This window comes from Parvibium lacunae (assembly GCF_003335215.1).
In the GTDB taxonomy this organism is placed as follows: domain Bacteria; phylum Pseudomonadota; class Gammaproteobacteria; order Burkholderiales; family Burkholderiaceae_D; genus Parvibium; species Parvibium lacunae.
This window is the reverse complement of record NZ_QPGB01000001.1, coordinates 532,783-545,866: the sequence shown is the minus strand read 5'-3', so window position 1 is coordinate 545,866 and position 13,084 is coordinate 532,783. Positions and strand designations below refer to the sequence as shown.

The 13,084-nt window shown below is 50.4% G+C and carries 13 protein-coding genes and 1 tRNA gene; 4 read left to right on the top strand and 10 right to left on the bottom strand.

The window, feature by feature from the left end; all coding sequences use genetic code 11:
* Window positions 1-23: 23 nt before the first annotated feature.
* The 10 genes from iscX to uvrB all read right to left on the bottom strand — a co-directional run bounded on the left by iscX (window position 24) and on the right by uvrB (window position 8,300).
* Window positions 24-227 (bottom strand): Fe-S cluster assembly protein IscX, encoded by a 204-nt coding sequence (gene iscX / locus DU000_RS02540; protein ID WP_114401763.1) that lies wholly within the window; start codon window positions 225-227, stop codon window positions 24-26.
* Window positions 227-565, bottom strand: a complete 339-nt coding sequence (gene fdx, locus DU000_RS02535) for an ISC system 2Fe-2S type ferredoxin (RefSeq protein ID WP_114401762.1) — start codon at window positions 563-565, stop codon at window positions 227-229. The genes iscX and fdx overlap by 1 nt, the downstream gene beginning before the upstream one ends.
* Window positions 562-2,433: a Fe-S protein assembly chaperone HscA gene (gene hscA, locus DU000_RS02530; RefSeq protein WP_114401761.1), complete on the bottom strand. Its 1,872-nt coding sequence runs from the start codon at window positions 2,431-2,433 to the stop codon at window positions 562-564. Before hscA ends, fdx begins: the two co-directional genes overlap by 4 nt.
* Window position 2,434: 1 nt before the next feature.
* Window positions 2,435-2,983: a Fe-S protein assembly co-chaperone HscB gene (hscB, locus tag DU000_RS02525; protein ID WP_158529608.1), complete on the bottom strand. Its 549-nt coding sequence runs from the start codon at window positions 2,981-2,983 to the stop codon at window positions 2,435-2,437.
* The gene (gene iscA / locus DU000_RS02520; RefSeq protein WP_114401759.1) at window positions 2,980-3,303 is read right to left on the bottom strand and encodes an iron-sulfur cluster assembly protein IscA; all 324 of its coding nucleotides are present in this window, start codon (window positions 3,301-3,303) and stop codon (window positions 2,980-2,982) included. Before iscA ends, hscB begins: the two co-directional genes overlap by 4 nt.
* A 38-nt stretch (window positions 3,304-3,341) precedes the next feature.
* Window positions 3,342-3,725 carry a Fe-S cluster assembly scaffold IscU gene (gene iscU / locus DU000_RS02515; protein ID WP_114401758.1) on the bottom strand — a complete coding sequence of 128 codons (384 nt, stop codon included), beginning with the start codon at window positions 3,723-3,725 and terminating at the stop codon, window positions 3,342-3,344.
* Between the two features lie 19 nt (window positions 3,726-3,744).
* Window positions 3,745-4,959: an IscS subfamily cysteine desulfurase gene (locus DU000_RS02510; RefSeq protein WP_114401757.1), complete on the bottom strand. Its 1,215-nt coding sequence runs from the start codon at window positions 4,957-4,959 to the stop codon at window positions 3,745-3,747.
* 15 nt (window positions 4,960-4,974) lie between these two features.
* Entirely contained in the window at window positions 4,975-5,463 is a 489-nt protein-coding gene (iscR, locus tag DU000_RS02505) for a Fe-S cluster assembly transcriptional regulator IscR (protein ID WP_114401756.1), read from the bottom strand.
* 167 nt (window positions 5,464-5,630) lie between these two features.
* Window positions 5,631-6,119, bottom strand: a complete 489-nt coding sequence (locus tag DU000_RS02500) for a low molecular weight protein-tyrosine-phosphatase (RefSeq protein WP_114401755.1) — start codon at window positions 6,117-6,119, stop codon at window positions 5,631-5,633.
* 99 nt (window positions 6,120-6,218) lie between these two features.
* Complete coding sequence (gene uvrB / locus DU000_RS02495; RefSeq protein ID WP_114401754.1) at window positions 6,219-8,300, bottom strand: excinuclease ABC subunit UvrB; 2,082 nt, start codon at window positions 8,298-8,300, stop codon at window positions 6,219-6,221.
* A 300-nt stretch (window positions 8,301-8,600) separates the two neighbouring features.
* Between uvrB and DU000_RS02490 the strand changes: the two genes are divergently transcribed.
* From DU000_RS02490 to recJ, 4 genes are all read left to right on the top strand, one after another.
* Window positions 8,601-9,809, top strand: a complete 1,209-nt coding sequence (locus DU000_RS02490; RefSeq protein WP_114401753.1) for an amino acid aminotransferase — start codon at window positions 8,601-8,603, stop codon at window positions 9,807-9,809.
* Between the two features lie 86 nt (window positions 9,810-9,895).
* Window positions 9,896-9,971, top strand: a tRNA-Asn gene (locus tag DU000_RS02485).
* Window positions 9,972-10,081: 110 nt separating this feature from the next.
* Window positions 10,082-11,323 (top strand): hypothetical protein, encoded by a 1,242-nt coding sequence (locus DU000_RS02480; RefSeq protein WP_114401752.1) that lies wholly within the window; start codon window positions 10,082-10,084, stop codon window positions 11,321-11,323.
* A 9-nt stretch (window positions 11,324-11,332) separates the two neighbouring features.
* Complete coding sequence (gene recJ / locus DU000_RS02475) at window positions 11,333-13,078, top strand: single-stranded-DNA-specific exonuclease RecJ (protein ID WP_114401751.1); 1,746 nt, start codon at window positions 11,333-11,335, stop codon at window positions 13,076-13,078.
* Window positions 13,079-13,084 lie beyond the last annotated feature (6 nt).

Below are 13,084 nucleotides of genomic sequence, written 5' to 3'. Positions count from 1 at the left end.
GAAAGCAACGTCTGAAATGTAACTCAGCAGGCCTCCTCTATCCACGCTGCTTGAATTGCTTCTAAAATTTTCTCACCAGAGCGATTCGGGTCATCGGAAAAATCTGGCAGCTCACACACCCAGCGATGCAGGTCGGTAAAGCGAATCTGCTGTGGGTCAACCTCAGGATGCGCATCGCAGAGCGCAATGGCGATCTCAAGCGTATCAGTCCATTTTAGGCTTGGCATCAGTGGTTCTCCCGCGCATGGTTGAGGGTGTATTTAGGAATTTCGACTGTTAGGTCAGTCTCTGCGATGATTGCTTGGCAAGACAGACGAGATAAAGCGGTTAATCCCCAGGCCTTGTCTAGTAAGTCATCTTCGAGTTCATCACTTGGCGCAAGCGAACTAAACCCCTGCCGCACAATGACATGACACGTCGTGCAAGCGCAGGACATTTCGCAAGCGTGTTCAATCGAAATATCGTTTTCCAGCAGGGCCTCACAGAGCGAAGCGCCAGGAGTCGCCTCAAATTCAGCTCCTGCTGGGCATAAGGTTGGGTGGGGAAGAATGGTAATTTTTGTCATTGCGATTCAATTTCTTGGATTGATTTACCTGCCAGCACACGTTTAATCGATTGATCCATGCGACGTGCCGCAAAGTTTTCAGTCAGCTGGCTGAGCTGTTCGGTGGCTTGTGCCAGCAAGTCCTGCGCTGCCGCTGGTAAGAGTGACTGTAAGGTGGTAAGTGCGGCCTCAATCTGCCCTAGCTCAGTAGCATCGAGCAAGTGCGCATCTTGTTCTAGAGCGCTTTGCACACTTTCAATCAAACGCTGGGCATCTACCTGTTGCTCACGCAAAGCACGTGCATGCATGTCGGCCTCTGCGCTATTGAATGCAGATTCCAACATGCCACGAATCTGCTCATCACTCAGGCCATACGATGGCTTCACTTGCACCGTGGCTTCGACGCCAGACACTAGTTCTCGCGCACTGACCGCCAGTAAACCATCCGCATCTACTTGATAGGTAATTCGTACACGCGCCGCCCCAGCCACCATGGGGGGAATGCCTTTTAATTCAAACCGGGCGAGTGAACGGCATTCGCTGACCAGCTCGCGCTCACCCTGCAACACATGGATGCTCATGGCGGTTTGGCCGTCTTTAAACGTGGTGAATTCCTGCGCGCGTGCGATGGGTAGAGTTGCATTCCTCGGAATGATTTTTTCCACCAGCCCCCCCATCGTTTCCACACCGAGCGAAAGCGGAATCACATCCAGCAATAACCAGTCATTTCCTGCTGAAGGCTTATTCCCTGCTAACAAATTGGCTTGCATCGCAGCGCCCAGCGCCACCACTTTATCGGGATCCAGGTTGGTCAAGGGGGTTTGTCCAAAAAACTCGCCAACCGCTTGTTGTACATGTGGCATGCGGGTTGAGCCACCAACCATCACCACACCGTTGACCTCCGCTTTTTCTAACCCCGCATCGTGTAATGCCCGCCGACAAGCTTGCAAGGTTTTTTGCACGAGCGGTTGCGTCATGGTCACAAACGACTCTGCTGTGAGCGTCAAATTAAGCTTCTCACCGCTTTCCAAAAGAACACTGACTGGCGCTTCACCATGTGTACTGAGGGCTTCTTTGGTTTCACGCGCCAGCATGGTTAAGCGCCGCTGATCATGTGCAGAAAGCGGCCCAAATTGACCCTGCTCAATCAGCCAACAATAAATTCGGTGATCAAAATCATCTCCCCCCAGAGCACTATTACCCCCCGTTGCAAGCACTTCAAAGACACCCTGGCTCAGGCGAAGAATCGAAATATCAAAGGTCCCGCCCCCTAAATCGTAGACGGCATAAATCCCCTCCGCGGCATTATCCAAACCATAAGCAATCGCTGCAGCCGTGGGTTCATTCAACAGCCGCAGCACATTCAAACCAGCGAGTTTGGCGGCATCTTTTGTGGCTTGACGCTGCGCTTCGTCAAAATAAGCTGGCACCGTAATCACTGCGCCAACAAGCTCACCACCTAGCGATGCTTCCGCACGGGCTTTTAAGGTCCGTAGAATTTCAGCTGAAATTTCAACGGGTGATTTGACCCCGGCAATGGTTTTAAATTGGACCATACCAGGGCTATCAACAAACACGTAGGGGCTGTGCTCGCTGTAAGCCACATCACTGAGGCCCCTACCCATGTAGCGCTTAACAGAAACGATCGTATTACGTGGATCGCTCGCTTGCTGTTTCTGCGCTGCCCGCCCAACTAAGGTTTGGCTTGCTTGGTAGTTCACAATTGATGGCAATAATGCATGACCCTGCTCATCGGGTAGCACAGTGGGAATGCTGTTGCGGACTGTGGCTACCAGGGAATTGGTTGTCCCTAAATCAATGCCCACGGCAAGGCGATGTTGATGCGGTTCGGGCGAGAGGCCAGGTTCTGAAATTTGCAATAAAGCCATGTTATGCCTCAAGTTGCGCCAGCGCAGATGTCACTTCTTGGCTGATTTTATCGATAAAAAAAAGTTGTCGGATCAAGCTTGCTGCAGCTGGATAATTTCTTTGCTGATCGATCAAGTCTGCTAATTCCCCATAAGTTTGATTGCGATAAGTTTGAATCTCGCCCTCCAAATCCATAAGGGCTGGCGCTGCACCAGCTGCTTTAGCCTCGGCCAGGGCTTCTCGCCAGGTCATCTGCAAGAGCAGAAAAGATTGGGGCATCGTTGTATTACTGTCTAACTCAAGTGCTATCGCATGCAGTTCACACAAATATACCGCGCGCTTTAGGGGATGCAACAAGGTTTGATAGGCTTCATTGACGCGCGTCGCTACTTGCATAGCCAGCCGCTGTTCCGTGGCGCTTGCTTGCACATAACGATCAGGGTGAACCTGCGCCTGCAATTCACGCCAACGTTTCGACAAATGCTCACGGTCTAAAGCAAACTGCTGGGGCAAGCCCAGCAGTTCAAAGAAATTAGCACTCAACAATGCTGAAGCATTCACGACCGTCATACTCGAAAAGACTCCCCGCAGCCGCATTTATCTTTTTCACGTGGGTTATTAAATTTAAACCCCTCATTTAACCCCTCGCGAGTAAAGTCTAATTCCGTACCATCCAGATAGGGCAAGCTTTTAGGATCAACCAATACGGTTACACCATGGCTCACAAATTGATGGTCTTCTGCCAAGGCTTCATCGGCGTATTCAAGCTTATAAGCTAAACCAGAGCACCCGGTTGTGCGAACGCCTAAACGCAAACCAATCCCTCGGCCGCGCTTAGCCAGAAATTTCTGAATATGGTTAGCGGCACTTTCAGATAGGGTGACGGCCATGGATACCTCGCTTAATTTGACAAGAGCGCAAATACCGCTCAATGGCTATGTTTTTTCTTGTAATCCTCGACAGCAGCTTTAATCGCATCTTCCGCCAAAATTGAGCAATGGATTTTAACGGGCGGCAATGCAAGCTCCTGCGCGATCTGTGTGTTCTTGATTGACAAGGCTTGATCTAGGGTTTTGCCTTTAACCCACTCAGTAACTAAAGACGAAGAAGCAATCGCAGAACCACAACCATAGGTTTTAAACTTGGCATCTTCAATCACACCCGCTTCATTTACTTTAATTTGTAATTTCATCACATCACCGCAGGCAGGGGCGCCAACCATCCCTGTGCCTACTTGCTCATCGCCCTTTTCAAAGGAGCCGACATTGCGTGGATTTTCGTAATGATCTAATACTTTTTCACTGTAAGCCATGTGTGTTACCTCAGGTTAGTTAGTGTGCCGCCCACTGAACGGTACTCAAATCAATGCCTTCTTGATGCATTTCCCACAAGGGTGAAAGCTCGCGCAATTTGCCGATTTTTGTTTGCAAAAGTTTGATAACAAAATCGATTTCTTCTTCTGTTGTAAAGCGCCCAACACTAAAGCGAATTGAACTGTGCGCCAATTCATCACTGCGCCCCAACGCCCGCAACACATAGGAAGGCTCCAGACTGGCCGAGGTGCAGGCCGAGCCGCTTGACACGGCCACATCTTTAATCGCCATAATCAGCGACTCACCTTCGACATAGTTAAAAGAAATATTAAGGTTGTGGGGAATGCGGCGGGTCATATCGCCATTCACATAGACCTCATCCATGACTGTTAAGCCTTGCCAGAGTCGATCACGCAAGCGGCGAATACGCGCATTTTCAGCAGACATCTCAATTTTGGCTAAACGAAAAGCCTCGCCCATACCCACAATTTGATGGGTCGGTAACGTGCCAGACCGCAATCCCCGCTCATGGCCCCCGCCGTGCATTTGCGCTTCCAGGCGCACCCGCGGCTTACGGCGCACATAGAGGGCCCCCATCCCTTTCGGCCCATAAGTTTTATGCGCTGAAAAAGACATAAGATCGACTTTCAAAGTTTGCAGATCAATCTCCACCTTGCCCGTCGCCTGCGCGGCGTCAACATGGAAAACAATACCGCGCTCACGACAAATTTCGCCGATTTGAGGAATATCCTGAATCACCCCAATTTCGTTATTAACAAACATCACGGAAACCAAAATAGTGTCAGCACGCAGCGCTTGCTTGAAGGCCTCAAGGTCGAGTAAGCCGTTATCGAGAACATCCAAGTAAGTGACCTCAAAACCCTCGCGCTCCAACTCTCGGCAGGTATCCAAAACCGCCTTGTGTTCGGTTTTGACCGTAATGATATGCTTGCCTTTTTCTTGGTTGAAGTGAGCAACACCTTTGATCGCAAGATTGTTCGATTCGGTTGCCCCAGAGGTCCAGATGATTTCACGAGGATCGGCATTGACCAAGGCCGCAACTTGCTCACGAGCTGTTTCAACGACCTGTTCTGCCGCCCAACCAAAGGCGTGGCTACGTGAGGCTGGATTGCCAAAATGTTGCCCGAGCCAAGGAACCATCGCGTCGACCACTCTCGGGTCTACCGGCGTTGTCGCGGAATAATCCATATAAATGGGCAAAGATAGGGTCATGCTAAACACTCCAAACTAAAGCGTATTGTGAACAACGACTGCGCGTTGTGTAGGAACCAGATTTACCGTAGCGGTATTTGCCGCTTGGCTGCGTTGCCGCTCGCGCTGCTGCTGAACCAAATCATCTAGCGAGACCGAGTCCAAGAAATCAACCATCTTTCGATTCAGACTGGCCCACAAGTCATGTGTCATACAGCGTTGCTCGTCATGACAATTTTCTTTGCCCCCGCACTGGGTCGCATCAAGGGGTTCATCAACCGCATAAATAATGTCTGCTACGGTGATTTGTGCCAACTTTCGGGCCACGGTATAGCCGCCACCGGGACCACGCACACTCTCAACCAACTGGTGGCGACGCAAACGCCCAAATAACTGTTCAAGATAGGACAGAGAGATTCGCTGCCGCTGGCTGATTGCAGCTAAGGTTACCGGGCCATGATCTTGACGCAGCGCCAAGTCGATCATGGCAGTCACTGCAAAGCGGCCTTTCGTTGTCAATCGCATCGCATCCTCGCCTTAAAAAGGGCAATAGCAGCGGCTGTTTGCTTGAGCCAAAGCTATTCCCGATAATTTAAGTCAAGTATATTAATTCCCACTTATTTAGTCAACTATCGCAGTGCAATAACCATAAAAAAACCCCGCCGCAGCGGGGTTTTTGGCTGGATCTCCGTTTAAGCAGCGGCAAATTGCAAGCTCCGTTTGCGGGCCACTTCCAATAAACCCGCGCAAGCGTCTTCGACAAAATTAAGCACTGTCTCAAAAGACTCGGGGCCGCCATAGTATGGATCTGGCACCGTCGCTTCATCGTGCTCTGTGGCGAAGCGCATCAAGAGTTGCAGTTTATGCAGATAAGCCTTGGGGCATAATTGCTGCAAAGCAGAGAGATTATCCCAATCCATGGCTAAAATATAATCAAACTTGGCGAAGTCGTCTGGCGCAATCTGACGCGCCCTGAGTTCTGAGAGATCATAACCACGCTTACGTGCTGCCGCGCGGGTACGGGGGTCAGGCGCTTCGCCTAAATGATAGCCGTGGGTTCCTGCGGAATCGACCATGATTACGTCGTCCAAGCCAGCTTGCAAGACCATGTCTTGGAATACCCCTTCAGCGGTAGGTGAGCGGCAAATGTTGCCCATGCAAACAAATAAGACTTTAGTCATTACAGTTCTCTCTTTTTTCCGTAATTTTCCCGAATTTTTACCAATTTGCCAATGCCTCCGTAGAGGCTTTACAAAAAAACACAAAAAACACTTGCCTTTTTAGGCAGCATGACCTCCAGGTGAGGCAACAGCTCCGTCGATTGGCGGCAACTCAGTATGTCCATCATTGGCAACGCCAAATAGCTGGGTTTTGAGTTGTGTGAGCTGGTCTCGCACTTGCGCGGCTTTTTCAAACTCGAGGTTACGTGCGTGTTCCATCATCATTTTTTCCAGTTTTTTAACTTCAGCGGCCAATTGTTTCTCTGAAAGGGCGTCATAGTTAGCCACGGCCTGAGCGACTTTGCGCTCTTGTTGCAGCTCACGGTTGTCATACACCCCATCAATCAAGTCTTTGATTTGTTTGACAACCCCACGCGGGACAATGCCGTGCAGCGTATTGAAAGCGATTTGTTTCTGACGGCGGCGCTCTGTTTCATCCATGGCGCGCCGCATGGAATCGGTAATCCTGTCTGCATACAAGATCGCACGCCCGTCCAAATGGCGTGCCGCCCGGCCGATGGTTTGAATCAATGAGCGCTCAGATCGCAAGAAACCCTCTTTGTCGGCATCTAGAATCGCGACCAGAGAAACTTCCGGAATATCCAGCCCCTCACGCAATAAGTTGATGCCAACCAGCACATCAAACACCCCCAGGCGCAAATCGCGAATAATTTCAACCCGCTCAACCGTGTCAATATCGGAATGCAGATAACGGACTTTGACCTGGTGCTCAGAAAGAAAGTCCGTGAGATCCTCGGCCATCCGCTTGGTGAGCGTCGTTACCAAAACCCGCTGCCCTTGTTTGGTACGGATTCTGATTTCGCTTAACACATCGTCAACTTGGCTGGTTGCAGGCCGAACCTCGACAGCAGGATCTATCAGCCCCGTGGGTCGAACCACCTGCTCCACTATCTGCCCACTCTGTTTTTTTTCATAGTCTGCCGGGGTTGCTGACACAAAAACACATTGCCTCAACTTAGCCTCAAACTCGGGAAAGCAGAGGGGCCGGTTATCCAATGCAGAAGGTAAGCGAAAGCCAAATTCGACTAAGGTTTGTTTACGTGAACGGTCACCTTTGTACATCGCACCAAGCTGACCAACGGTGACGTGACTTTCATCGATAATTACCAAGGCATCTGCCGGTAAATAATCGATTAGCGTCGGGGGTGGGTCCCCCGCCTTGGCACCCGACAAGTGCCGGCTGTAATTCTCAATCCCCTTGCAGAAACCAAGCTCTTGCAATAGCTCTAAATCAAAGCGTGTGCGCTGCTCCAAGCGCTGCGCTTCGACGAGCTTGCCCTGTTGATGAAAGAAGGCTAAACGCTCGCGTAATTCAACTTTGATATCTTCAATCGCCCGTAAAACGGTCTGGCGGGGTGTCACATAATGCGAGGAGGGATATACGGTAAAGCGCGGAATTTTTTGCCGAATTTTCCCGGTTAATGGGTCAAATAGTTGCAGGCTTTCTATTTCATCGTCAAACAACTCAATCCGTATGGCTAACTCGGCATGTTCAGCGGGAAAAACATCAATCGTGTCACCCCGCACACGGAACGTGCCACGCGCAAAGTCAAGTTCATTGCGGGTATATTGCATGGCGGTAAGGCGGCTGATGACATCACGCTGACTCAGCTTATCGCCTACCCGCAGAATTAAAATCATTGCATGGTAATCCGCTGGATTGCCGATACCGTAAATCGCAGATACGGTTCCCACAATCACAGTATCACGCCGCTCTAAAAGAGATTTGGTCGCAGATAAACGCATTTGCTCGATATGCTCATTAATCGACGAATCTTTCTCAATGAAGAGATCGCGTTGCGGCACGTAAGCTTCGGGCTGGTAATAATCGTAGTAAGAAACAAAATACTCGACCGCGTTGTGCGGTAGAAACTCACGCATTTCTGCATAGAGCTGCGCGGCTAGCGTTTTATTCGGCGCCAAAATCAAGGCTGGGCGGCCGGTTTGAGCGATAACATTGGCCATCGCAAAGGTTTTACCTGAGCCGGTTACCCCCAATAGGGTTTGAAAACTCAAGCCGTCATATACACCAGAAACAAGCTGCGCAATGGCGGTAGGTTGATCGCCAGCAGGGGGGAAAGGCTGATGCAAGGCGTATGGGCTGCCCGGAAAGTAAACCATCTTTCCTTGCGAACCAGCAGGTAGCGGCGAGAGTTGCGGAGTGAGCGTTTTCACGAGATAAATAGAAACCGTTTCGAAGTAAGCAAAGAGAGTCGATACGGCACAAAACTAATAAGGCATTCTGCTATTATCTCAAATTACGCAAAATTTTGCACTGCTCAATTTTTTACTGGTCAAAGCAAAGCGCATAATTGATTAAAAATAAATCAAATACGCGCAAAAATCATGTTGATACAGCATAAGACTATGGGCAAAGAGTGATGCAAAATCAAAAAGTATTTATTTTCTTAGGTATTGATCATGAGCCAACATCTGTTTTCACACGTTGAACTAGCCCCCCGCGATCCTATTTTGGGCCTCAATGAAGCTTACAACGCTGATACTCGTGCCACGAAAGTGAATCTTGGTGTCGGTGTTTATTACGACGCGAATGGTAAGTTACCTTTGCTAAAAGCCGTTCGAGAAGCCGAAGCCACCAGAATTCAAGGAGCTCCCGCCCGTGGCTATCTGCCGATTGAAGGGATCGCTGCTTACGATCAAGCGGTACAAAATCTATTATTTGGCGCTGAATCCTCCCTCATTTCAGCCGGCCGTGTCGCGACGTTTCAAGCAATTGGTGGGACCGGTGGTCTGAAGATTGGTGCAGATTTTCTGCAGCGCCTGAACCCCCAAGCCAAAGTGCTGATCAGCGACCCAAGCTGGGAAAATCACCGCGCTCTTTTTGAGAACGCAGGCTTTACGGTTGAAACCTATCCTTACTACGACGCACAAACCCGTGGCGTTAATTTCGCGGGAATGCTGCAAGCCCTCGAACAGGCGGCAGCGGGAACGATTGTTGTGCTACATGCCTGCTGCCATAACCCAACTGGGGCAGATTTGTCAGCAGAAGAATGGCAAAGAATCATTGCTGTAGCCCAAGCCCGCGAGCTGGTCCCGTTTTTGGACATGGCTTATCAAGGATTTGGCGACGGCATTAAAGAGGATGCTATCGCTTTGGATTTGTTTGCAGCATCGGGTCTCAACTTCTTTATTTCCAGCTCTTTTTCAAAATCATTTTCTCTCTATGGCGAACGCGTCGGTGCGCTGACTGTTGTCACCGACGGCAAAGACGAAACCGCGCGTGTCGTTAGTCAGGTGAAACGCGTTATTCGTACCAATTATTCAAACCCTCCTACGCATGGCGCAACCGTCGTTGCGACGGTACTGAACACGCCTGCATTACGCAGTATGTGGGAGAATGAATTGGCAGAAATGCGCGAACGCATTCGGGCAATGCGGGCTGGCTTGGTCGAGAAATTGCAGGCCGCCGGAGTCACCCAGGACTTTTCTTTTGTCTTACGTCAACGCGGCATGTTCTCTTATTCCGGCTTGACTGCAAGCCAAGTAGATCGCCTACGCGAAGAGTTTGGTATCTATGCTGTCAGCTCTGGTCGAATTTGCGTTGCTGCACTAAACCAGCAAAATCTAGACTACGTCGTGCAAGCAATCGCCAGCGTCGTGCGCGCGTGAGATTTGTACAAAGGCTGCAAACGTAACAAAGACGCCATTGCCACGCTTGACGTGACAGTAAAAAGCTGGCTATAATACGCATCTATTCCCTGATAGCTCAGTCGGTAGAGCGACGGACTGTTAATCCGCAGGTCGCTGGTTCGAGTCCAGCTCGGGGAGCCAAATATAAACGGGTTCACTATAGTGAACCCGTTTTTTTTTTCGCCTAGTCAACCCTAACCATCGCGCTAGGCAGATAAAATCAATCTGGTTAAACTCTTGCAGGAAACGTCATGCGCCATACTCTTTACTTACGTGGCGGTCTCCTACCAGCAACATGGCTCGATCAACTGGTTACGCCGGCGCAAAGCCAAAGCCTGGCGCACGCACTGGGACTCAATCGCCCAAAAGGAACGGCCCACTCTATTGCCGATACGCAAACGACGCGGCTTTGGCGCACACTGCTCAACCGCGCCAGTCACACCCTCCACGATCACTGTACGCGCGCTCATCAGCCGACAAGCTTTTTTGATGATTGGCTGAAACAACATTTTTTTTCTGCCGCAACGCATAGTGCTGACTTACCCTATGCAACACTCAGACTGCATCAGGCTAAAAACCTACCCCCCGCAGTCGCGTTGCAAAACCCTGCTGCCTATCAATGGTTTTGCTGCGATCCTGTGCATTTACAGTTAACCACCAGCCACGTGGAACTGGGTCAAACGATTACCACAATGAGCACCGAAGAAGCCGATGCATTAGCCCGTGCGATTGAACCAATCTTACTAGCAGCCAATTTATTCCTGTGGTGCCCAACGCCGGATCAATGGTTGCTGGCTTCACCGTTGAATGCTGATGGCAGCCCGAATTTGAACCTTCGAACCTGTCACCCTACCCTGGCCAAAGATAACAACATCCATGATTTTTTGCCGCGAGACTATTCGCCGAAGATACACCAGCCCGCAAATAAACACGGCACTGCACGACAATGGCGCCGCATCCTCAATGAAATCGAGATGACTTGGCATGATCACCCGGTGAATCAATCACGACAAGCGCAGCAACTACCCGCCATCAACAGTGTATGGCTCTATGGATCCAGCTTGATTCAAGAGCATGAATTACCGCACTCCCCCTTTCTGCAAATCCAAAGCAATGATGCAACCGTGAATCAGATTAGGGCATCTCTTGGCCCACAAACAGATCACGCCATCGCGGTTGAGCAATCGCTCTACCTCTACAACGATTGTTGGCAAGCGACTCAGCAAAATGACGATAGGCAATGGATCAAGGCTTGGCATACCAACTTAATCAACTATATTGAGCCGCATCTGGCCCTGCTAAGACAGGGGGTGATTGATGAGCTGGAACTCCTGATTGATCAAGTCGATGCCTGCCAACAGCTAACACTTGGGCGATTTCAATTACACCAATTTTGGCGTGATTGGCCCTTTTTATTACAGCCCGCAGCGAAGCTCAGTGATCGCCTGATTCAGTTCCTCGCTGCTGACGCTGAATCAAGTGACCCTGCTTAGGCCAAAGTCATGAAAAAAATAATCTGTAGTCGCCCTCAATCATCCGCAACGTTTCAACACGAAGTAATGTTAAATGAGCATGGGGTACACCCACTACTGGCCAGATTATGGGCAGCACGTGGCATTGACAGCACGGCTAACATTAGCCTTGAATTGAATCAATTGCTGCCACCTCACGGGCCAACAGGTCTCAAGGGCATTGATAATGCGGCAGCGCTACTAACCACGGCCATTCTGACGCAACAAAAGATACTGATTGTTGCCGACTACGATTGTGATGGTGCGACTGCCTGTGCAGTCGGCGTGCGGGGCTTAAGGATGTTGGGCGCACAAGTTGAATACTTGGTTCCTAATCGCTTTGACTATGGGTATGGCTTAACACCAGAAATCGTTGAGCTTGCGCTCAAGAACCGCGCCTATCGCCCCGATCTCTTGGTCACGGTGGATAATGGCATTGCGAGTATTGAAGGCGTTGCGCATGCCCGCACAAATGGCCTCCCCGTCATAATCACAGACCACCATCTCCCCGGTGATCGGCTGCCAGAGGCTGCCGCTATTGTTAATCCCAATCAGCCGGGCTGCCCCTTTCCAAGCAAACATCTGGCGGGCGTTGGTGTCATGTTCTATGTCTTACTGGCGGTGCGGGCGGCATTGCGCGAACATGGGCAGTTTACAGCCGCAACACAACCCCGTATCGATAGTCTGTTGGACCTGGTTGCGCTAGGCACTGTCGCCGATGTGGTAAGACTTGACCACAATAATCGAATCCTGGTTTACCAAGGTTTACAGCGTATTCGCCGTGGTCGAATGCAAGTGGGTCTGCAAGCCCTCATGCAAATTGCGGGACGCCAGACACACCGTATCACCGCTGCCGATTTAGGGTTTGCTATCGGACCGCGTCTCAATGCAGCAGGGCGTCTGGCTGATATGGGTTTAGGCATTGAGTGCTTGTTGGCGGATGATCGCGAACATGCCTTGAAAATTGCGACGCAGCTCGATCAAATTAATCAAGCGCGTCGTCAAATCGAAAGTGAGATGCAAGCCAGTGCCCTTGAAAGTCTGGCGGCAATTGATCCTGATGAATGGTCTGCACGTACCAGCGTCACCCTGTTCGACCCAGATTGGCATCAAGGGGTAATTGGCATTGTCGCAGGGCGCATTAAAGAGCAAATGTGGCGGCCAACCATTGCCTTTGCCATGGCCGATACGCAAGGAGACACCTTAAAAGGCTCTGGGCGTTCCATTCCCGGCATTCATTTACGCGATGTACTGGATTTGGTGAGCAAAAAAGTGCCCGGCTGTATCCTCAAATTTGGAGGGCATGCCATGGCGGCAGGCCTCACGATCGTGGCCGATGACTTGGATGTGTTTGAGTCTGCCTTTGAAGAAGCCGTGCAAACGTTTATTGCCAATAATGGCAATCCGACTGTTCTGCAAGCAACACTCGAAACCGATGGCCAATTAAATGAGGAATGGCTGCAGCCTCATATCGCACAATTACTGGATGACCAAGTCTGGGGCCAAGGCTTCCCAGCACCAGTCTTTTGTGACCAATTTAGGGTGGTCAATCAGCGGCTTTTGAAAGAGAAACACCTCAAACTGCAGCTAGAAACAACCAATGGCACCCGAGTAGAGGGAATCTGGTTTGGACACGCGGACAATTTACCCGCCCAAACCACCCTTGCTTATCGCCTTGCGTTAGACGAATACCAAGGCCAGCCGCGTCTACAGATCATGGTTGAAGCCGCTGCCTGATTCACT

Bases quoted from the DNA above. Each gene is read 5' to 3' on its own strand.
- iscX (WP_114401763.1), bottom strand. From the start codon at position 227: ATGCCAAGCCTAAAATGGACTGATACGCTTGAGATCGCCATTGCGCTC.
- fdx (WP_114401762.1), bottom strand. From the start codon at position 565: ATGACAAAAATTACCATTCTTCCCCACCCAACCTTATGCCCAGCAGGA.
- hscA (WP_114401761.1), bottom strand. From the start codon at position 2,433: ATGGCTTTATTGCAAATTTCAGAACCTGGCCTCTCGCCCGAACCGCAT.
- hscB (WP_158529608.1), bottom strand. From the start codon at position 2,983: ATGACGGTCGTGAATGCTTCAGCATTGTTGAGTGCTAATTTCTTTGAA.
- iscA (WP_114401759.1), bottom strand. From the start codon at position 3,303: ATGGCCGTCACCCTATCTGAAAGTGCCGCTAACCATATTCAGAAATTT.
- iscU (WP_114401758.1), bottom strand. From the start codon at position 3,725: ATGGCTTACAGTGAAAAAGTATTAGATCATTACGAAAATCCACGCAAT.
- DU000_RS02510 (WP_114401757.1), bottom strand. From the start codon at position 4,959: ATGACCCTATCTTTGCCCATTTATATGGATTATTCCGCGACAACGCCG.
- iscR (WP_114401756.1), bottom strand. From the start codon at position 5,463: ATGCGATTGACAACGAAAGGCCGCTTTGCAGTGACTGCCATGATCGAC.
- DU000_RS02500 (WP_114401755.1), bottom strand. From the start codon at position 6,119: ATGACTAAAGTCTTATTTGTTTGCATGGGCAACATTTGCCGCTCACCT.
- uvrB (WP_114401754.1), bottom strand. From the start codon at position 8,300: ATGGTTTACTTTCCGGGCAGCCCATACGCCTTGCATCAGCCTTTCCCC.
- DU000_RS02490 (WP_114401753.1), top strand. From the start codon at position 8,601: ATGAGCCAACATCTGTTTTCACACGTTGAACTAGCCCCCCGCGATCCT.
- DU000_RS02480 (WP_114401752.1), top strand. From the start codon at position 10,082: ATGCGCCATACTCTTTACTTACGTGGCGGTCTCCTACCAGCAACATGG.
- recJ (WP_114401751.1), top strand. From the start codon at position 11,333: ATGAAAAAAATAATCTGTAGTCGCCCTCAATCATCCGCAACGTTTCAA.